Source organism: Nitrosospira sp. Nsp2 (assembly GCF_003050965.1).
Lineage (GTDB): Bacteria > Pseudomonadota > Gammaproteobacteria > Burkholderiales > Nitrosomonadaceae > Nitrosospira.
On record NZ_QAOU01000004.1, the window covers coordinates 182,987 to 201,301 of the forward strand.

The following is an 18,315-nucleotide window of genomic DNA, read 5'->3' on the forward strand; positions in this document are numbered from 1 at the left end:
CGTCGAATGTACTTAATTAAACGATAATTGGAGCAGAAAGCAAAATTGCGGTAGGGGACTTTTGGGGGGAAAGACGACAGGGAAAGCGGATTCAACCACTTCACCATTCAAGAACTATACTTTCTTACCGGACAGTATGCGTATACAAGTGTATAAAAGCGGCATGCAGTCAGATGGCCGCTTCATCCGTCTCACCCGTTCGTATTCTTATCACCTGCTCAATGCTTGTTACAAAAATCTTGCCATCTCCAATCTTGCCTGTCCGGGCAGTGTTGGTGATCGTTTCGATAACGGTGTCCACCAAGCTTTCAACCACGGCGATTTCGAGCTTTATTTTAGGGAGGAAGTCCACCACGTATTCGGCACCTCGGTATAGCTCGGTATGGCCTTTCTGTCTGCCAAAGCCCTTGACTTCGGTAACGGTCAGCCCCGTGATGCCGATCTCATTGAGAGCCTCGCATACCTCGTCGAGCTTGAAGGGTTTGATAATAGCCTCTATTTTCTTCATCAAACGTTCCTTTTGATCGATGATGTGGGAAACCGATCGCACCGTCTGCGTGCGCGGGCATCGGTTCGCCACTGACGCCGCACGGCTATAAGGCGCGATGCGTTCGTCCTTTCCGCGAGCTGATTATATGGCGTATAAATGGCAGCATCTGTGTAATCGTAAACGAATTCTAAAAATTGTCTTGATACCGTGCCGTGAGCGGGTAGCGCCAATCCTTGCCAAAGCCGCGCGGCGTGACACGCACGCCGGGTGGCGACTGGCGGCGCTTGTATTCGTTTTGTCGGATTAGCTGGATCACGCGCCGCACATCAGTTTCAGCGAAGTGTTTGTTCAATATATCCTCAAGCGTCAGATCATGCTCCACATACGCTTCCATGATGGCGTCGAGTATTTCGTAAGGCGGCAAGCTGTCCTGATCGGTCTGATCAGGACGCAACTCGGCCGAGGGCGCGCGGCTGATAACCCGCTCCGGTATGACCTTGCCCACCGTGTTGCGATAGCGACAAAGGCGGTACACCATGGTTTTGCTGACATCTTTCAATACCGCAAAGCCGCCCGCCATATCGCCGTACAACGTGCAGTAGCCTACAGCAGTTTCCGACTTGTTGCCGGTTGTCAGCACAATTGAGCCGTATTTATTGGATAGCGCCATCAACAGGTTGCCGCGTATGCGCGCTTGCAGATTCTCTTCAGTGAGGTCGGGCCCATCGGGGAGGGGCAATTCCGAGAATTCGGCTGCAAGCGCGCCCTTGTATTCACTAAAGATCGGGCCAATGGGGTATTCGCTGTAGCGTACGCCCAATGTTTTAGCTATTACGCGCGCGTCCGTCACACTGATATCGGCAGTGAATTGCGATGGCATCATTACGGCTTGCACCCTGTCCGCGCCCAGCGCATCCACGGCAATCGCGAGCGTGAGCGCGGAGTCGACTCCGCCTGATAATCCCAGCAATACCCCGGGTATTCCGTTCTTATCAACATAATCCTTGACCCCGAGGCACAGTGCCTTGTAAACGCTCGCTTCCAGCGTTCCTGACGACGCGGCCTCGCCCGGCATTGGTGTCTTATTCTGGAATTCGATCAGACCAAGGGTTTCCACGAACTCGTTGAGCTGATGGACGAGCTCACCTTTTTCATTCATGGCGAACGAAGCACCATCGAATACCAGTTCATCCTGTCCCCCGACAAGATTGACGTAAACGATAGGAATCGGCGTCTCGCCAATTCGCTGGCGTGCGATTTGGTGGCGCAAATCCAGCTTACGCATATGGTAAGGAGAGGAATTCAGCACCAGCAGCACATCTGCTCCGGCCGCCCTCGCGCGAATGGCAGGGCCTGGTTGCCATATATCCTGACATATATTGATCCCGAATTTTATACCTTCAAGTTCAAATACACAGGGATCCGAACCGGGATCGAAATAGCGCCGCTCGTCAAAGACACTGTCGTTGGGAAGCAGATGCTTGAGATAGGTCGCAAGAATTTTACCGTCGCGTATTACCGAAGCCGCGTTGTAGAGCTTATTGCTGGTAAGGTGCGGATGGCCTACGAGCAGTGTTACGCCACTTGTTTTTCCGGCGAGCTCCGAAAGCGCATTCGCACAGGCGCGTCGGAACCCATTGCGCAGTAACAGGTCTTCCGGGGGATACCCGGACAGGGCTAGCTCGGGAAAAACAACGAGAGCCGCTCCCGCATTTTGTGCCTGGTTGACGTAATCGAGGATCTTGCGCGTGTTTCCGCCCAAGTCGCCGACCACACAATTGATTTGAGCAACGGCGAGTTTCATGCGGGAGCTATGTCTATTCCACTATGTTTGTGTTGGCAATCTGGCAGATAATACCAGAACGGTCCATCTTTAGCGGCGACGCGACGCTGCCCGACGCAAGCGCGCAAACTTCATGATTTCAGATATTGCGGTAAAGATAGTCGATTCTCTTGAGGGAATTTCCGCTTCCGAGTGGAACAGGCTGGCAGGGGACGATCCGTTCTTGCGGCACGAATTCCTGTCCGCAATGCATGAGACCGGCTGTGCTTCAAAAAATACGGGATGGTTACCGCAATTTGTCACATTGTGGGAAGGAAGCGCCCTTCGCGGGGCCGTGCCTCTTTACCTGAAGAGTCATTCGTATGGCGAATATGTGTTTGACTGGGCTTGGGCCAACGCATATGAGCGCCATGGTTACCGCTATTATCCCAAACTGTTGAGCGCGGTGCCTTTCAGCCCGGTGACCGGCCGCCGCTTGATGGCCGAGCGTCCGGAGTATCGCTCCATGCTCATCGGGACCCTGTTGAAAATGGCGGAACAAGGAAACGCTGAGACGGGTGTTTCGTCTTTTCATTGCCTGTTTCCCCAAGAGCATGAAGCGCGTGAAATGGAGGCAGCGGGACTGATACTGCGGCATGGCGTACAGTTCCACTGGAGGAATGCGCCCGGAGAGGGGTACGAAAGCTTCGAGGCATTCCTGAAGGAAATGAGTCATGACAAACGCAAAAGAATCCGCCAGGAGCGCAATAAAATTCATTCGGCCGGAATTAGCTTTAAATGGCTTTCCGGAACCGAGGCAACGGACGCGCACTGGCGGTTTTTTATTGACTGCTACAATAAAACCTATAATGAGCACGGTTCACTGCCGTACCTTAGTCTGTCATTCTTTACGCGGCTGGCTAAGAGCATGCCGGAGAATGTGTTGCTGGTTCTGGCGTTGCATGACGGAAAGCCTGTTGCGGCGGCCTTCTATTTATATAATGCTCAGACGCTCTATGGGCGTTACTGGGGCACTACGCAATACATTCCAGGACTGCATTTCGAAACCTGCTACTACCAGGGCATCGAATACTGTATTGCAAACCGGATGATATTGTTCGAGGGCGGCGCTCAAGGTGAGCATAAGCTTGCCCGAGGCTTTCTTCCCGTTCGCACCTGGTCGGCTCACTGGCTCGCGCATCCCCAATTTGCCTCGGCCATCAGCCATCATGTAGAGCAGGAAGCGCATGGCATCGATCGATACCTCGATGAGCTGAACGATAGTTCTCCGTTCAGGAAGGATATAAGCAGATGATCATGGTCTGAGCTGCTCAGATTGCATGCGTCACTATTTAACCGCAAAATTGATTCTCTTTTCTTAGCCACAAACACGCCCCATGAATTATTGCAGTCTTTGCGGCACCCGGGTGGAGTTGCGCGTACCTGAAGGCGATACGCTGCCGCGTTATGTCTGTACCGCGTGCGGCATTATTCATTATCAGAACCCCAAGATCGTCGTAGGCTGTATCCCGGAGTGGGAGGACAAGGTACTCTTGTGCGTGCGAGCTATTGAGCCGCGTCGGGGCCTGTGGACTCTGCCCGCGGGTTTCATGGAAAATGCCGAGACCCTGGCCCAGGGCGCGGCACGCGAAACGCTGGAGGAAGCCAACGCGCGTGTGAACATAGGAAACCTGTACTCTATCTATAACCTGCCGCATATCGATCAGGTGCATGTGCTCTTTCGCGCACGGCTGCTCGATCTGGATTTTAAACCGGGAATCGAAAGCCTCGACGTCAGGCTTTTTTCCGAATCCGAGATTCCGTGGGATACGCTGGCCTTTCGCGTTATCCGCGAGCCCCTCAAACGTTACTTCGATGAGCGTCGTCGGGGACAACTGGGGTTTCATATCGGAACCATAGAGGACGTGCGTAAAAAGTAAACGGTGCCGGACGTACGCTTTTTTAGTTCTTACGCTGCCCGCAGCGCATCGACGATAGCGAGACGCGAAGCCTTCGCGGCCGGCAGGAAACCGCCGGCAAAACCCATGATCAGCGCGAAACCCAGCGACTTGACGATGATCTCTAGATTCAGGGTAAAGCTGAATGCAAGTTCGGAGAACGATTGCCAATTCATGGTGGAAATGGTCAAAAATTGCATGAACGACGCCAATATCAATCCGGCGATTCCTCCAACCGCCCCGAGCATTAATGCTTCTGCGAGAAAAGCGGAGAGGATATTATTGCGGCGGAACCCGAGCGCACGTAGCGTACCGATTTCTGTAGTCCGGTTGGCAACTGAGGCATACATAGTGATCATCGCGCCAATAATGGCGCCAACCGAAAATATGATCGACAATATCATCCCCAGGTAGCGAATGAAGTTTGCCAGCAGCTGCGACTGCTCCGCGTAGAACACGCTCTCCCGCTTGGCTTCTACGGTAAGCCGGGGGTCGTTCTCGAGGCGTGTCTTAAGTTCTGAAAAAAACCCCGGGTCGTTCAGCTTCAGAATCACCGAAGAATATACCGGTCGGCGGAACGCCTGCATCAACTGATCCACATCTCCCCATATTTCAGAATCAAACCCGGTTTTGCCTGCATCCATGATGCCGACCACTGTCCATTCGCGCTGCCCAAAGCGCAACGTTTCCCCAACGCCTGCGCCAATGTAGCGTTCCGCGACGCTTTTTCCGGCGATGATTTCCGTTGAACCAGGACGGAACATGCGACCTTCCGCGATTTGTACCTGCGGACGCAGCTCGATACCCTTCTCCCCTACCCCGCGGATCAATACATTAGACGCCTTGTCCGAACCGCGTTTCTTGAGTGAAATCAGGACGATGGTCTCCTTTGAGGCCAGACGCGTGCCGGTTACACCGTAGGCTACCTCCGGCTGGTTTTCCACAATCCCGGCCTGCTCGCGGTCGATCTGACTCTGCACTTCGGTGCCGGCGGAGCGCCTGGTGATGACCACATTATCGGCGGAGCCTGTCTCCACCAGCGTCTTTCTCAGACCCTCTTCCAGCATCAGCACCGTCGCAAATACAAAAACGACAAGAGCCATGCCCCCCGCAGTGAGAAGCGTCGTTAGTTTGCGTGCTGCGAGGTTACGTAATGTATATGACAGGGGGATTGACATCATGATTCAGTTTAGCCAATGCTACGCAGGCCTTCTACAATGGATACGCGGGCCACCCGGGCTGCGGGCAGTGCCGCGGCGGCCAGACCGACCGCAGTCGCGGCGACGATCTGCATGTAAACCGTGTCAAGGGATACTCCGAATACTGGAAACAGCGTGCCCATCTGCTTGCTGAACTGGTCGGCCACAGGGAAAGTAAGCGCAATTCCTATCACTGCTCCGGCGAGGGAAATGACCATCGATTCGCCGTAGATCAGCCCTATAAGAAAACGCGGGCCAAATCCCAGTGCCTTAAGCGTGGCATACTCACTGATACGTTCGCGTGCGGTCATCGCCATCGTATTCGCCATTACCGCCAGGATAATAAATATCACCACGAACGAAACGATGCGGATTGCGACCACGATCGCTTCAGTCATCGCTACAAAGCCCAGCTGAAATGCTTTTTCCGTCTCGGTAAGGGTTTCTGCAAGCGAGTTTCTGAACATCGCATCTACCTCGGTCGATATCTCCGCCGCTCGGTCGGGGTCGGCAATCTGGATTACATATACCCCCACCCAGTCGGTCCGGCGAGCCGCTGCCTTTTTCATCGTTTCGTTGAGATAATCCCAATGGAAGAACAGCTGTGAAGTATCGGTTCCCGCCTCGGCCCCGTCATAAATTGCGCGCACGGTAAAGCTCCATGCGCCTGGATAGATGGTCCCGCGCAGAGGAATAGTGTCGCCTAATTTGAAGCCATAGGTATCGGCGATCTTGCGTCCGATCACGCAGCCTTTACGGTCTGCGCGGAATGCCTTCATGTCCCCCGGAAGAGTAAGATATTCCGGATAAAGGTCGAAATACGTTCTTGCATCTACGGCAAACTGCGGGAAAAAGTTTTTCTCGGTTACGTAGACGCCGCCAAACCAGCTTGCATGGCTGATGCCTGTCACCCCCGATACGCTGCGGATCCGCTCCTGGTAGTTGATCGGCAGCGGAAACACCAGGGAAATGGAGTTTCGCGTCACCAGCCTCGTGGATGAAGCGCCTTCCGCGCCTGCGTACCAGGCATCGACTACAGTTTGCAACAGGCCAAAAGCGAGTATCGCCACCACCAGGCCCAGGACGGTCAAGCCGGTGCGCAGCTTGTGCCGCAACGTGTTCCGTAAGATAAGCTTTAGAAAGTGCATTTCCGGAAGACATTGGCACAGCGCGTCTTTGCAGGGAATGGCTCAAGAAAAAAGATACGACGGTGTTCCTTAATGTTCAAGTGTCGCGTCCAGCTCGCCCTTGTCCAGATGTCGAATAAGATGGGCTGATTTTGCTGCGTGCGGGTCGTGCGTAACCATAATGATAGTTTTACCCAGTTCACTGTTCAGTCGCGCCAGCATGGCGAGAATATCATCCGCGGATGCGCGGTCGAGGTCGCCAGTAGGCTCATCCGCGACCAGCAAAACCGGATCCGTGATGAAGGCGCGCGCGATGGCGACCCGCTGCTGCTGCCCACCAGAAAGCTCCGATGGATAATGCTCCATACGGTCTGTCAGTCCCACCATCGACAATGCCAATTCGACGCGCTCCCGTCGTTGAACGCGGGGAAGTCGGGTTAGCAATAGCGGCAGCTCGACATTCTCAAATGCTGTCAGCACCGGCATCAGATTGTAAAACTGGAAAATGAAGCCGATATTACCAGCTCGCCAGTCGGCCAGTTCGCCCTCTGAAAGCGCCGCAATATCGATTCCGTTCACCCTCAGGGAGCCGCTATCGGGCTTGTCGATGCCGGCGATCAGGTTGAGCAGCGTGCTTTTGCCGGATCCCGAGGGTCCCATCAAGGCTATAAATTCACCAGCCCTGATGTTAAAAGAAATGTTGGTCAGTACAGGCACCACTTGCCCGCCCCGGCGATAGGATTTGGTAAGGTGCCTGATCTCAACGAGGGATGGGGGAAGAGCGTTCATTTTCGGCCGAACACCTTTATTTAGCTGCGGTCCTGACGTTATCTCCGTTGTCGAGATTACCCGGGGGCCGCCGTACGACCTTATCGCCGGCGTTCGGGCCTTGCCGAACCTCCACCATATCTCCGATTTTCTCACCGGTTTCTATGGCGGTTTCCAGCGCTTTTCCTTCCTTCATAATAAAGACCACACTCCTTCCGTTTCGCTGGACAACCGCATCGGGGTGTACCACAGTGCGTGAAGCGCGTTGCTCAGCCGGCATTTCCTTTTCGAGAAAGGCAATTTTTGCGCTCATTTCCGGAAGGACCTGGGGGTCGTGATCGATGAACTTTATTTTTACCAGGACCGTGGCTTTTGCCCGGTCCACGGTCGGAACAATGCGTTGCACGAGACCGCGCAGGCGCAGATCGGGGAGTGCATCCAACTGTATTTCACAGGGTTGCTCAAGCTTTACCTTGGAGAGATTCGATTCCGAGACGTCGGCTTCCACTTCAAGCGTATCCATATCAGCCATAGTTACCACTGCCCCCTTGGCGTCTAGGGCGGAAGAAAAGGGGGTGATCACATCCCCTATGTTCGCGCTCTTGGTGAGCACAACCCCTTCGAATGGCGCTCGGATCAGCGTTTGTTCCACTGCGATCTGCGCTGCGCGATAGTTTGCTTCGGCTACGCTAATGGAAGCCTGGTAACCGCGGATGGCTGCTTGCGCCTTATGGAACCTGGCGGTACCCATATCGAATGCGGACTGCGAAATGAACCCTTTTGCGAGTAGTTCACCGTTGCGGTCGAACACTCCCTGCGCATCGACCAGCTCTGCCTGTGCCTGTTGCAGGTTTGCCTGGGCTACGGCTATATTCGCCGCTGCCTGCTCCATCGTCGCGCTGACATCCGCGTTTTCCAGTCGAGCGATAATCTCGCCTTTCTTCACACGGCTGCCTTCTGTGACGCCGAGCCACTCGACTCGTCCTGTCGCCTTGGACGCCACTGCTGCCTTACGCTGCGCGACCACGTATCCCGTGGCATTGAGTAACGTGAACGATTGCGACGGGAAGGCAGTGGCAACAGTGGCGGACTCCACTTCGACTGCCCCACTGCTGCGGAAGTAGAAAAACGCGAGCAGCACCATGGCGCCAGTGATCGCCAACCCAGCCAGAAGACGCGGGGATCGCTTGCGTCTGCTGATATCGGCAGTGCCGGCCCGGTCAATTCTTAATTTGGAGAGATCTTCTGTAACCACGGCGGGAATATAACGTAACTCATCGCCGCGATTATGGCGTAGAAGCCGTGCTACGGCTATCAACCCTTCAGGAAGACGCGCGCAAATTGCTCGCCGTGGCTCAACGAAACAATTATTCCAGCGACACCATCTTCGAACGCGCCGCCGGAGGATTGCTGGCAAAGTAGCGTTTGATGCCGGCGAGTATGGCCTCGGCCAGCTTGTCCTGGTAGGCGGTATCTTTCAATTTCTTTTCTTCATCCGGGTTGCTGATGAACGCAGTCTCTACCAGAATGGAAGGAATATCCGGAGACTTGAGCACGGCAAATCCTGCCTGCTCCACGTCATTCTTATGCAGGTGGTTGATATCACCAATTTCAAGGAGCACTTCCTTTCCGAGTTTAAGACTGTCATTGATGGTGGCGGTCTGCGACAAGTCCAGTAAGGTTTGCTTGAGATAGGGATCCTTTATATCCAGATTGACCCCGCCGATCAGGTCGGCCTCGTTTTCCTTCTTTGCCAGCCAGCGGGCGGCGGCGGATGTCGCGCCCCGTTCGGAGAGCGCATAAACCGAGGAGCCTCGCGCATGCGGCTTGATAAAGGCGTCCGCATGCACGGACACGAACAGGTCGGCATTTAACTGTCGAGCCTTAACGAGTCGCATCGGCAGGGATATAAAGTAATCTCCATCCCGTGTCAGCGCTGCCCGCATATTGGGCTCCTTATCTATTTTGGCCTTTAGTTTTCGCGCGATCGCCAGTGTGATGTTTTTCTCATGTGTGCCACTGCGGCTGATAGCGCCCGGATCTTCGCCACCGTGCCCGGGATCGATGGCGACCGTGATAAGCCTCATCATTTCAGGTTTGCTCTTCCGAGGGCTTTCCGTGCCTCGGGCAGGCTTGAGCGGCGGCTTGACGCTGGGAGCGGTATCAGCTTTGAGCTCATCCCTTACCATTGCAGTGGCATTTTGGTTCAGGAGCGCCATCAGCGGATCAGGCGGCACGACAGGATAAATATCCAGCACAAGCCGGTGGCCGTAGTCCCCCACGGGTTTGAGCACAAATGCCTGGGGCATGGCCGTGGTTTTCAGGTCGAGGACCAGTCGCAAGACCTCGGGCTTGTAACGGCCGATGCGCACGGCCTGGATGTAAGGGTCGGCAGCGTCGATCTTGGCGGGAAGTTTTTCAAGCTCTGTTGTGAGCGCGACGCGCTCGAGATCGATGACCACGCGATCCGGATTTTTCACCGTACTAACCGAATATTGTATAGGCGAGGCGGATTCCAACGTGAGGCGCGTGTATTCCGGCGCCGGCCAGACGCGGGCAGAACTGATCGGCGTGCCGGCAAAAGCGGAATTAGCGAGCGACAGAAGCACGAGCGCTGCCATTGACAGCAAAATGAGCCCGCGTGAACGGTAGGAGCCGTCGTGGTCTGTTATTTCGCGCATACGCCGCCCCCGAAGTTGCCCCCGGATGCCTGCGCGCCCAAGCGCTGAGTCAGGACTCTCTTAGCGTTTGCCAGTGTTTTAAGCACAGCCTACCCGCCTGCGTGTCTGCACTAATTTCGACGTTGCGGCCCGTATCGGACAAGTGGAAGAGAAACGTCATATCCGCTGGGGGCAGTAATTCTTCCGCGTTTTGAGGCCACTCCACCAGACAGATTGAGGCCGCATCAAAGTATTCGCGGAAACCGGCATCTTCCCATTCTGCCGGGTCCTCGAACCGATAAAAATCAAAGTGATACAAGTATAACCTAGAAATTTTGTAAAGTTCAATTAAATTATAGGTGGGACTTTTTACTTTTCCCTGATAGCCCAACCCCCGCAAGATTCCCCTTGCGAAGGTTGTTTTTCCCGCGCCGAGGTCGCCACGAAGGAAAATAACGAGGCCCGGGTGCAATATACCTGCGATTTCTGCACCAAGCAGGAGCGTTGCGGTTTCGTCGGCAAGAGTAAGGGTAACGTGCTGCATCCGGAGTGATGTATGAGGGTAGAGTCGGTATGATGTGAATTATGGGAAACACGATGACCAAAAATTTGCCACAGGATGTTGCCCCTGAGTCCGTGCGCGACCCCGCGCAGCTTACCGGAGCAGTTAAAGCCTGGGGCAAGGAGCTGGGCTTTCAGGAAATCGGCATCGCGGACGCTACATCCGATATGTCCCAATCCGAAACGGGGCTGCAACAATGGTTGGCGGAAGGGTATCACGGCGAGATGGATTATATGGGGAAACACGGCACCCGGCGCACGCGGCCGGCCGAGCTCGTTCCCGGCACGTTGCGCGTGATATCGGTACGCATGAATTATATGCCTGAGGCGAAAGATTCGTGGGTTGTGATAGAGGATGGCGATAGGGCATTTATCTCCCGTTACGCGCTTGGACGCGACTATCACAAGGTGTTGCGCGCACGCTTGCAGAAGCTTGCCGACAAAATCGCGACCGTAGCGGCACCCTTCAATTATCGTGTTTTCACAGATAGCGCCCCGGTGATGGAAGTGGAATGGGCGCAAAAATCCGGGGTCGGCTGGCGCGGGAAGCATACGCTGCTGCTTTCCCGTGACGCGGGGTCGATGTTCTTTATCGGCGAAATTTATACTGATTTGCCTCTGGCGCTGGATAATTCCGTGGCTAACTATTGCGGAAGTTGTACCAGATGCATTGACGTCTGTCCTACGCAAGCAATCGTTGGCCCCTACCGGCTCGACGCAAGGCGGTGCATCTCCTACTTAACCATCGAACATAAAGGCAGCATTCCCGAAATGCTGCGACCATTGATCGGCAACCGGGTATATGGTTGCGATGACTGCCAGCTTATTTGTCCCTGGAACAAATTCGCGGCACACACCGGGGAGGCCGATTTCGCGGTGCGCAACGGACTTGACGACGTTTCCCTGGTTGAATTATTTGCTTGGAACAGCGAGGAGTTCGATGCCAAGTTAGCTGGGAGCCCGATCCGGCGCATCGGACACGAACAGTGGTTACGCAACCTCGCCGTCGGTTTAGGCAACGCGCCCTCATCCCCGGCTGTGCTAATCGCCTTGCAGGCTCGGCGCGACGATCCTTCCCCCCTTGTGCGCGAACATGTGCGGTGGGCGCTGCAAAGCCATGAAGACAGCCGCGTTTAACCAGCATTTCATGAGACGGCCAAGCGAAGCGACGGGATACACTTCACCATAACGGTCTATAGACCGATGGAAGAGAGTGTACTAAAGTCCAATTTTCCGTTGGTACTGGAGTTGATACGATGCGGACCCATCCAGTTTGGAAAATCAGACACGACAACACGCCTGTACAGATGGATGTTTTTCTTTGATGAGAAGAGCGAAGGGACTACAACCGGAGCACGTGACCAAACCATTCGGTCGGCGTAAATGTTATTATTGAAACAAAAACATATGGATGCCATTTCGCAACGCCCTGGTGGTTCGTTGCGCATGAGTTAATACAGTCTTGACAGGGATTACGAGTTATAGCATCTTTATTTTTTAATTAAAATCAAACTGTCCCCGCAAACCCCCACCGCATCTCCCACAATCGCATAGAGGAATTCCGTGAACGCTCTGCATATCGGTGTTATGAAATGGCTGGCTTGTTTTGCTGTCGTATTTCCCATCCTTTCTCTTGGCGGCTGCAAGACTTACCCGCCCCTCACCGCCGATAGCACGCCTTATGTGGGACACGATTACCTCATCGGCCCGGGGGATATGGTGGATGTCATTGTGTGGCGAAATCCTGAGGTCTCCATGGCGGTGCCCGTGCGGCCGGATGGAAAAATCACGACTCCGCTGGTGGAGGATCTTCCAGCTAGCGGGAAAACATCGACTCAATTGGCCCGCGACATCGAACAAGCGCTATCTAAATATATTCAGCAACCCGTCGTAACAGTAGTCGTGACAGACTTCGTCGGGCCTTACAGCGAACAGATCCGTGTTATAGGCGAGGCTTCAAAACCCCAAGCACTTCCATACCGCGAAGAGATGAGCCTGATGGATGTCTTGATCGAGGTCGGCGGTATGACTGATTTCGCCGCAGGCAACAAGGCGCGAATTATTCGTAATGTGGATGGGAAACAGCAGCAGTTCAGCGTTCGGTTGGATGACCTGATCAGGGATGGAGACATCACGGCTAATGTGCCCATGCGCCAGGGTGACGTGCTCGTCATACCGGAGAGCTTTTTCTGATTTTGTTGCAATAGCTGGTCCCCGTTTTAAAGCGGGAGCGATAGACATTTCCTCTGTTGCGATTCCCGCTTATTACACCATTATCGGATTAGACGGGGAGAACTGATTATGAAGAAGATGATTTATTGTCGTCAGTTTGCCAAGGCCAACGGGATCATTGGTACACAAGCTGACCATTGAGGTGTGTCTATATGGTTTTCCCATTTTTCGCTACCAAGTGATTACATGAGTAGGTTTTCAATTATCTTACCGCCCCGGGCGGGTGGCAGCTCTCTAAGGATCATTTGAAACATGGAGGAACTTACATCCCAGCTGTTGGTGTATTTAAAGGGGGTATGGAAATACCGCTGGATTGCAGTGGCCACCGCATGGATTGTAGCGATTGGGGGATGGATTGTAGTCTATAAATTACCGGACGATTACCAGGCCTCGGCGCGGATTTACGTGGATACACAAAATGTCCTGAAGCCATTAATGGCCGGGATGACAATTTCTCCGGACCTGCAACAGCAGGTTTCCATTATGAGCCGTACCTTGATCAGCCGGCCCAATGTAGAGAGGGTGGTCCGCATGGTCGATCTGGATATCAAGGCCAAGGATGTAAAGGATCAGGAAAAGCTCGTCAAGGAGCTGATGGAGAAAATCAAGCTGGGCACGACTGGCCGCGATAATCTCTTTACCATTCATTACAACAACCGAAACCCGAAGCTGGCCAAAGACGTCGTTCAATCTCTGCTGACCATTTTTGTCGAGGGCGGGCTCGGTGACAAGCAGGATTCTTCTTCAGCCATTCGCTTTATTGATGAGCAGATACAGAGTTACGAAGAAAAACTGGTCGTCGGCGAGAATAACCTGAAGGCCTTCAAGCAGAAGTACATCGGTATGCTGCCCCAGCAGGGCAATGATTATTACGCGCAGTTGGGCAAGGCTACCGAAGATCTCAATAAAACCAGGCTGGATTTACGGGAGGCGGAGCAGGCCCGCGATGCGATAAGAAGGCAAATCGCGGGCGATGACCCCGTTCTCCTGGTAGACCAGAACGACTCGGCCTCATCCATAGTGAACGTGGAGCTCGACTCCCGTATCGATGCGTTGAACCGAAACCTCGATGCACTCAGGATGAATTTTACCGAACTGCATCCCGATATCATGGCCGCCAAGCGCCTGGTCGCGCAGCTTGAGGAGCGTAAGAAAGAAGAAGCCAAACTGGTAAGACCCAGCAGTGACCCTGGAAAGAATTACAGCCCCATGCTGCAGCAGCTCAATGTCGCGCTCGCGGAAGCTGAAGCCGACGTGGCTTCGATGAGGGCTCGTGTAGAAGAATATACTTCCCGCTACGAGCGCTTGAAATCGCTAAGCAATGCGGTGCCCCAGGTCGAGGCAGAGCTCGCGCAGCTGAATCGTGATTATCAGGTTAACAAGGCAAATTACGAGAAGCTTCTTGAACGACGCGAATCCGCCAAGATTTCGGGGGAACTAGGTTCCGCTACCGATTTAATGTCATTCAGGATCATCGACCCGCCTACCGTGCCGGATCTGCCGGCAGGCCCAGATCGCAGCAAACTTTTTTCGCTGGTTTTTCTTGGATCGCTGGTAGTGGGGATTGGGATAGCATTCATCGCTAGCCAGATACGGCCTACTTTCCATAGTCAGATGAGTTTGCGCGAGATAACGGGAAGACCGATACTCGGTTCGATCCCCATGATTTGGACGAGTCAGGAGAAAAGCAAACGCAGAAAGCGGCTGTACGCTTTTGGCCTCTCTTTGCTATCGTTACTCGGTTTGTATGGGGTGTTGATGGTAAGGGTCGTTTAAACAGGGGTTCTTTTGCAATCGAGGCCCTTTTGCACTAACGACTCTTGGATTCGCCCTCAGATTTTCGCGGTTCCTCACACACCAGTCCGAGTTTCGAGGGCGTCCCGCTGACGGTTTTGCCTGTGGATCGGGGCAAAACCGGGGAACAGTTTTCCGGATTTGAAGGAAGTCTCGCCACATAGGTCAGCATAGGGCGACGTAGTCAGTTATATTGGAGAAAGCGTGAGTATTATTGAAAAAGCCGCAGGCAAGCTCGAAGCAGAAGGAAAACAAAGAGTCAAACCGGCTGCTCTCGATGTGCCCGCCGATCCGCCTCCTGCATCCAGCGCGCGCGACAATACTACTGAGAATCAGGACGTTGCGGATCATTCGCAAGACCAAGCGCCGGCATCTGCTCCCGCCCCTGTTTCCAGGCGAATCACGCTAAATCAGGCAAAAATGCGGGATTATGGAATTGTCACACCGGACCAGGGGAGAACCCAGATAGCCGAGCAATTCCGGGTGATCAAGCGCCCCTTACTGACCAATGCCTTCAACAAGGGACCCGGCATGATCAAAAACGGCAATTTGATCATGGTCACGAGCGCGCTTGCCGGAGAAGGGAAAAGTTTTTGCACTGTCAATCTCGCGATGAGCATTGCCATGGAGATGGATCGGACGGTATTGCTTGTGGATGCCGATGTCGCCCGTCCCACAGTGCCTAAAATTCTGGGGCTTGGCACGGAAAGGGGCCTCATGGATATTCTTCTTGACGATCACCTCGATCTGGCTGATGTTCTGATCAAGACCGATATCGAGAAGCTGACTCTGCTGACAGCGGGAAGGCGCCACTCGCATTCGACCGAGCTCCTGGCGAGCCAGAGCATGGGCGAGTTGCTGAAGGAACTTGCGCAACGTTATTCGGATCGCGTCGTTATTTTCGATTCCCCGCCGCTCCTGCTCACAAGCGAGGCGCGCGTCCTTGCCAGCCTGATGGGCCAGATCGTTCTGGTGGTGGAGGCTGAAACAACATCACAACAGGTGGTGAAAGAAACGCTCCGGCAGATAGAATCGTGCGACGTGGTAAATCTGATTTATAACAAGGCCAGATCGTTTTCTGGCGGGGAATATTACGGCAGCTATTATCATGAAAGCGCTTGAGGATGAGCGTTGCCGAAGTGGCTCGTGCGCAGCCGCATTTGGCGCTGTGGCGATGCTATTGTTCGCCCCTTTCGCCGGGGCGGCAGACTGGAGAGTGCTCCCACGTATGAGTTTGAGCGAAACCTATACCGACAATGTAAGGTTGGGAGGAGGGTTCGGAGGAGGAGGAGGGTTCGGAACGACGGGAAAGGGAGGGGAGGATTTCGTTACCCAGATCAATCCGGGAGTATTCATCAGAGGGCAGGCGCGCCGCTTTAACGTCGACCTTGATTACACTATGAACAACCTGATCTACGCCGAGAATGGTAACCTGACGCGCATGCGGCACCAGTTGAACGCGGCTGGGACCGGGGAGTTGATCAAGGATCTCTTCTTTGTTGATGGCAGAGCTTCGATCATCCAGCAAAATATTTCATTGCTTGGACCCCAGGCAATCAGTAACGTAAATGCTACCGGCAACAGAGCCGATGTAAGAACTCTCAGCGTCAGTCCCTATCTTCGTCACCGTTTTGGGAATCTTGCCACGGGCGAGGTACGGTTCCTGCATAACGAGGTAACTTCAAATACTTCCTTTGTCAACAGCAGTGCGAACGCTTATACGGCTAACATAAATAGTGGAGACGCTTTTAGAATTCTCGCCTGGGGTCTGAATTACAGCAACCAGACGATTGAATTTACCCGGTCTGGTCGCGAGGCTGAGCTGGAACGGTCTTTTGCCAATCTGCGGTATGCGGTTACGCCTCAATTCTCATTGACAGCAACCGGCGGCTACGAACGAAACACTTTTCTTTCAATTCGTGGAAAGAATTCCAGCCCCACCTGGAGCGTAGGTTTTATGTGGCAGCCTAACGAAAGGACAAATATTGCGTTAACCGGAGGTCAAAGATTTTTTGGTGACACCTACAATGCGGTGGCAAGCTACCGTACCCGCCTGACGGTGTGGGATGCCAGCTATGATGAAAATATCACGACGTTCAACCAGCAGGCCCAGCAAGGGGCTCAAACCGGCTTTGGAAGTGCCGGCTTTGCAGGAGGCTTCAATCAACTTATCACGGCGCAAAATCCAGGCCTCAATCCAGGGCTCATCCAGCAAGGCAGTGGCGGGCTCCTTGGCATGGGTCTGTCCGGCTCGTTTTTTGACCCAACAAACTTTCTGACGAACAGACTCTTTTTGCAGAAACGCTTTCAGGCTTCCTTCGCGCTGAATGGTCTCAGGAATACATTTGTCGTGAGAGGTTTCAATATGACGCGACAAGCGCTCTCTGCGGCAATAGCAGATGAGGTGCTGCCCGGCGTGGCAGATCTGTCCCTGCTTAACCATACGCGGCAAACCGGTGGCAATGTGCTATGGAGCTACCGGCTTTCTCAGCGTAACCGGGCTAATTTTAACTTGGCATATACGAGATTCAGTTTTCTTGGGGCTAATAGAGACGACGACCTCATGTTAGCAAGCTTCAGCGTCGTTAGACAGTTGCAAGAGAGGCCTAATCTTTTTGCCATACTTGAAGCGAGGCACAATCGCCGGGCATCCAACCAACCAGGGGGAGACTACCGAGAAAATGCGGTAACAGCATCCCTTAATATGAGCTTTTAGGGAAATATGTACCGTTCCTTTTACGGCTTCAGAGTCAAGCCATTTCAACTGAGACCTGACCCGAATTTTTTCTTCGGCAGCAAGGGGCACAACCGCGCCATGGCGTATCTCGAATATGGGCTGTCTCAGGGGGAAGGATTTATCGTGATTACCGGCGACGTCGGGGCGGGTAAAACTACATTGGTGCGCAATCTTTTCCGTAAGCTTGAGTCCGATGAGATTCTTGCCGCGCAAATCGTAAATACCCACCTCGACTCGGATGACACGCTACGATTGGTAGCTGCAGCATTTGGGTTGCCTCATGAAAACCGGGGAAAGGCCTCGCTCCTGATAGGGCTTGAGCAGTTTTTTCGCAAGTGCGATCAGGAAGGAAAACGCGCCCTTCTGGTAGTGGATGAGGCGCAGAATCTTTCTCCTCGCACCGTGGAGGAATTGCGCATGCTTTCCAATTTTCAAACCGAGGACAAGCCGCTGTTGCAAACCTTTCTGCTCGGTCAGCCCGAATTCAGAAAAACTCTGCTTAGCGGTGACATGGAGCAACTACGGCAACGTGTCACCGCGACTTATCATCTTGGCCCGATGGATTTGCCTGAAACCAGATCCTACATCGAGCACAGACTGACGACTGCCGGCTGGGAAGGCGACCCTTCGTTCGATGAGGCAGCGTTCGAGGCGATCTATGCCTACGCCGACGGTATACCCAGGAGGATCAATGCCGTGTGTGACCGCCTGCTGCTGATGGGTTGTCTGGAGCAATTGCATCACTTTGGCGAGGCTGAGGTAAGTGAAGTAGTCAGTGATATTCAGCAGGAATTCGAGGCACCGATTGCAGCAGCTATGGGTAGCGTTGATTTCATTTCATCCGAGCGGCGAGCGGACGAGTCGCTCCGCGAGTTGAAAAGCATGGATGAGCGCCTTGCCGTCCTGGAAGATTCCGTCGTTTCCACGCTGGAACTGGTTAAGCAGGTAGTTTCCCTGGCGAGCGTCGAGCATTCCGCGAAGGACAAGAGCTAATGTGCATCTCGAGGCAATTGACTTTAGCTCGCGC

At 53.8% G+C, this 18,315-nt stretch carries 16 protein-coding genes; 8 read left to right on the plus strand and 8 right to left on the minus strand.

Annotation, left to right across the window (positions count from 1 at the left end; genetic code table 11):
• Window positions 1-169 precede the first annotated feature (169 nt).
• A complete protein-coding gene (locus C8R31_RS10710) occupies window positions 170-508 on the minus strand; it encodes a P-II family nitrogen regulator (protein ID WP_107694172.1) in 339 nt (112 codons plus the stop codon).
• A gap of 169 nt (window positions 509-677) precedes the next feature.
• Window positions 678-2,294 (minus strand): NAD+ synthase, encoded by a 1,617-nt coding sequence (locus tag C8R31_RS10715; protein ID WP_107694057.1) that lies wholly within the window; start codon window positions 2,292-2,294, stop codon window positions 678-680.
• A 112-nt stretch (window positions 2,295-2,406) separates the two neighbouring features.
• On the opposite strand from C8R31_RS10715, the gene C8R31_RS10720 reads away from it, so the two are divergent.
• Both C8R31_RS10720 and C8R31_RS10725 read left to right on the plus strand, forming a co-directional pair.
• Entirely contained in the window at window positions 2,407-3,567 is a 1,161-nt protein-coding gene (locus C8R31_RS10720; protein WP_107694058.1) for a GNAT family N-acetyltransferase, read from the plus strand.
• Window positions 3,568-3,649: 82 nt separating this feature from the next.
• A complete protein-coding gene (locus C8R31_RS10725; RefSeq protein ID WP_107694059.1) occupies window positions 3,650-4,192 on the plus strand; it encodes an NUDIX hydrolase in 543 nt (180 codons plus the stop codon).
• A gap of 29 nt (window positions 4,193-4,221) precedes the next feature.
• Here the strand turns inward: C8R31_RS10725 and C8R31_RS10730 are convergent, their stop codons facing one another.
• The 6 genes from C8R31_RS10730 to tsaE form a co-directional block, all read right to left on the minus strand.
• On the minus strand, window positions 4,222-5,391 hold the full coding sequence (locus C8R31_RS10730; protein ID WP_308811271.1) for an ABC transporter permease: 1,170 nt from the start codon (window positions 5,389-5,391) through the stop codon (window positions 4,222-4,224).
• A gap of 8 nt (window positions 5,392-5,399) precedes the next feature.
• Window positions 5,400-6,557, minus strand: coding sequence for an FtsX-like permease family protein (locus C8R31_RS10735; RefSeq protein WP_107694060.1), 1,158 nt, complete (start codon window positions 6,555-6,557; stop codon window positions 5,400-5,402).
• A 69-nt stretch (window positions 6,558-6,626) separates the two neighbouring features.
• On the minus strand, window positions 6,627-7,325 hold the full coding sequence (locus C8R31_RS10740; RefSeq protein WP_107694061.1) for an ABC transporter ATP-binding protein: 699 nt from the start codon (window positions 7,323-7,325) through the stop codon (window positions 6,627-6,629).
• Between the two features lie 16 nt (window positions 7,326-7,341).
• Window positions 7,342-8,622: an efflux RND transporter periplasmic adaptor subunit gene (locus C8R31_RS10745; RefSeq protein WP_258192671.1), complete on the minus strand. Its 1,281-nt coding sequence runs from the start codon at window positions 8,620-8,622 to the stop codon at window positions 7,342-7,344.
• A gap of 49 nt (window positions 8,623-8,671) precedes the next feature.
• A complete protein-coding gene (locus C8R31_RS10750; RefSeq protein ID WP_181320556.1) occupies window positions 8,672-9,985 on the minus strand; it encodes an N-acetylmuramoyl-L-alanine amidase in 1,314 nt (437 codons plus the stop codon).
• Between the two features lie 49 nt (window positions 9,986-10,034).
• Complete coding sequence (gene tsaE / locus C8R31_RS10755) at window positions 10,035-10,508, minus strand: tRNA (adenosine(37)-N6)-threonylcarbamoyltransferase complex ATPase subunit type 1 TsaE (RefSeq protein ID WP_107694063.1); 474 nt, start codon at window positions 10,506-10,508, stop codon at window positions 10,035-10,037.
• A 53-nt stretch (window positions 10,509-10,561) separates the two neighbouring features.
• Between tsaE and queG the strand changes: the two genes are divergently transcribed.
• From queG to C8R31_RS10785, 6 genes are all read left to right on the plus strand, one after another.
• Complete coding sequence (gene queG, locus C8R31_RS10760) at window positions 10,562-11,662, plus strand: tRNA epoxyqueuosine(34) reductase QueG (RefSeq protein ID WP_107694064.1); 1,101 nt, start codon at window positions 10,562-10,564, stop codon at window positions 11,660-11,662.
• 450 nt (window positions 11,663-12,112) lie between these two features.
• Complete coding sequence (locus tag C8R31_RS10765; RefSeq protein ID WP_107694065.1) at window positions 12,113-12,718, plus strand: XrtA/PEP-CTERM system exopolysaccharide export protein; 606 nt, start codon at window positions 12,113-12,115, stop codon at window positions 12,716-12,718.
• A 291-nt stretch (window positions 12,719-13,009) separates the two neighbouring features.
• Window positions 13,010-14,533, plus strand: coding sequence for an XrtA system polysaccharide chain length determinant (locus C8R31_RS10770; protein ID WP_107694066.1), 1,524 nt, complete (start codon window positions 13,010-13,012; stop codon window positions 14,531-14,533).
• Between the two features lie 222 nt (window positions 14,534-14,755).
• On the plus strand, window positions 14,756-15,673 hold the full coding sequence (locus tag C8R31_RS10775) for an XrtA-associated tyrosine autokinase (protein ID WP_107694067.1): 918 nt from the start codon (window positions 14,756-14,758) through the stop codon (window positions 15,671-15,673).
• On the plus strand, window positions 15,660-17,267 hold the full coding sequence (locus tag C8R31_RS10780; RefSeq protein ID WP_107694068.1) for a TIGR03016 family PEP-CTERM system-associated outer membrane protein: 1,608 nt from the start codon (window positions 15,660-15,662) through the stop codon (window positions 17,265-17,267). The genes C8R31_RS10775 and C8R31_RS10780 overlap by 14 nt, the downstream gene beginning before the upstream one ends.
• Before the next feature lie 6 nt (window positions 17,268-17,273).
• Window positions 17,274-18,281 carry an XrtA/PEP-CTERM system-associated ATPase gene (locus C8R31_RS10785; protein WP_107694069.1) on the plus strand — a complete coding sequence of 336 codons (1,008 nt, stop codon included), beginning with the start codon at window positions 17,274-17,276 and terminating at the stop codon, window positions 18,279-18,281.
• The last annotated feature ends 34 nt before the right edge of the window (window positions 18,282-18,315 follow it).

What these genes read in the sequence shown, in the direction of transcription:
- C8R31_RS10710 (WP_107694172.1), bottom strand. Translation starts at nt 508, where the DNA reads ATGAAGAAAATAGAGGCTATTATCAAACCCTTCAAGCTCGACGAGGTA.
- C8R31_RS10715 (WP_107694057.1), bottom strand. Translation starts at nt 2,294, where the DNA reads ATGAAACTCGCCGTTGCTCAAATCAATTGTGTGGTCGGCGACTTGGGC.
- C8R31_RS10720 (WP_107694058.1), top strand. Translation starts at nt 2,407, where the DNA reads ATGATTTCAGATATTGCGGTAAAGATAGTCGATTCTCTTGAGGGAATT.
- C8R31_RS10725 (WP_107694059.1), top strand. Translation starts at nt 3,650, where the DNA reads ATGAATTATTGCAGTCTTTGCGGCACCCGGGTGGAGTTGCGCGTACCT.
- C8R31_RS10730 (WP_308811271.1), bottom strand. Translation starts at nt 5,391, where the DNA reads ATGATGTCAATCCCCCTGTCATATACATTACGTAACCTCGCAGCACGC.
- C8R31_RS10735 (WP_107694060.1), bottom strand. Translation starts at nt 6,557, where the DNA reads ATGCACTTTCTAAAGCTTATCTTACGGAACACGTTGCGGCACAAGCTG.
- C8R31_RS10740 (WP_107694061.1), bottom strand. Translation starts at nt 7,325, where the DNA reads ATGAACGCTCTTCCCCCATCCCTCGTTGAGATCAGGCACCTTACCAAA.
- C8R31_RS10750 (WP_181320556.1), bottom strand. Translation starts at nt 9,985, where the DNA reads ATGCGCGAAATAACAGACCACGACGGCTCCTACCGTTCACGCGGGCTC.
- tsaE (WP_107694063.1), bottom strand. Translation starts at nt 10,508, where the DNA reads ATGCAGCACGTTACCCTTACTCTTGCCGACGAAACCGCAACGCTCCTG.
- queG (WP_107694064.1), top strand. Translation starts at nt 10,562, where the DNA reads ATGACCAAAAATTTGCCACAGGATGTTGCCCCTGAGTCCGTGCGCGAC.
- C8R31_RS10765 (WP_107694065.1), top strand. Translation starts at nt 12,113, where the DNA reads ATGAAATGGCTGGCTTGTTTTGCTGTCGTATTTCCCATCCTTTCTCTT.
- C8R31_RS10770 (WP_107694066.1), top strand. Translation starts at nt 13,010, where the DNA reads ATGGAGGAACTTACATCCCAGCTGTTGGTGTATTTAAAGGGGGTATGG.
- C8R31_RS10780 (WP_107694068.1), top strand. Translation starts at nt 15,660, where the DNA reads ATGAAAGCGCTTGAGGATGAGCGTTGCCGAAGTGGCTCGTGCGCAGCC.
- C8R31_RS10785 (WP_107694069.1), top strand. Translation starts at nt 17,274, where the DNA reads ATGTACCGTTCCTTTTACGGCTTCAGAGTCAAGCCATTTCAACTGAGA.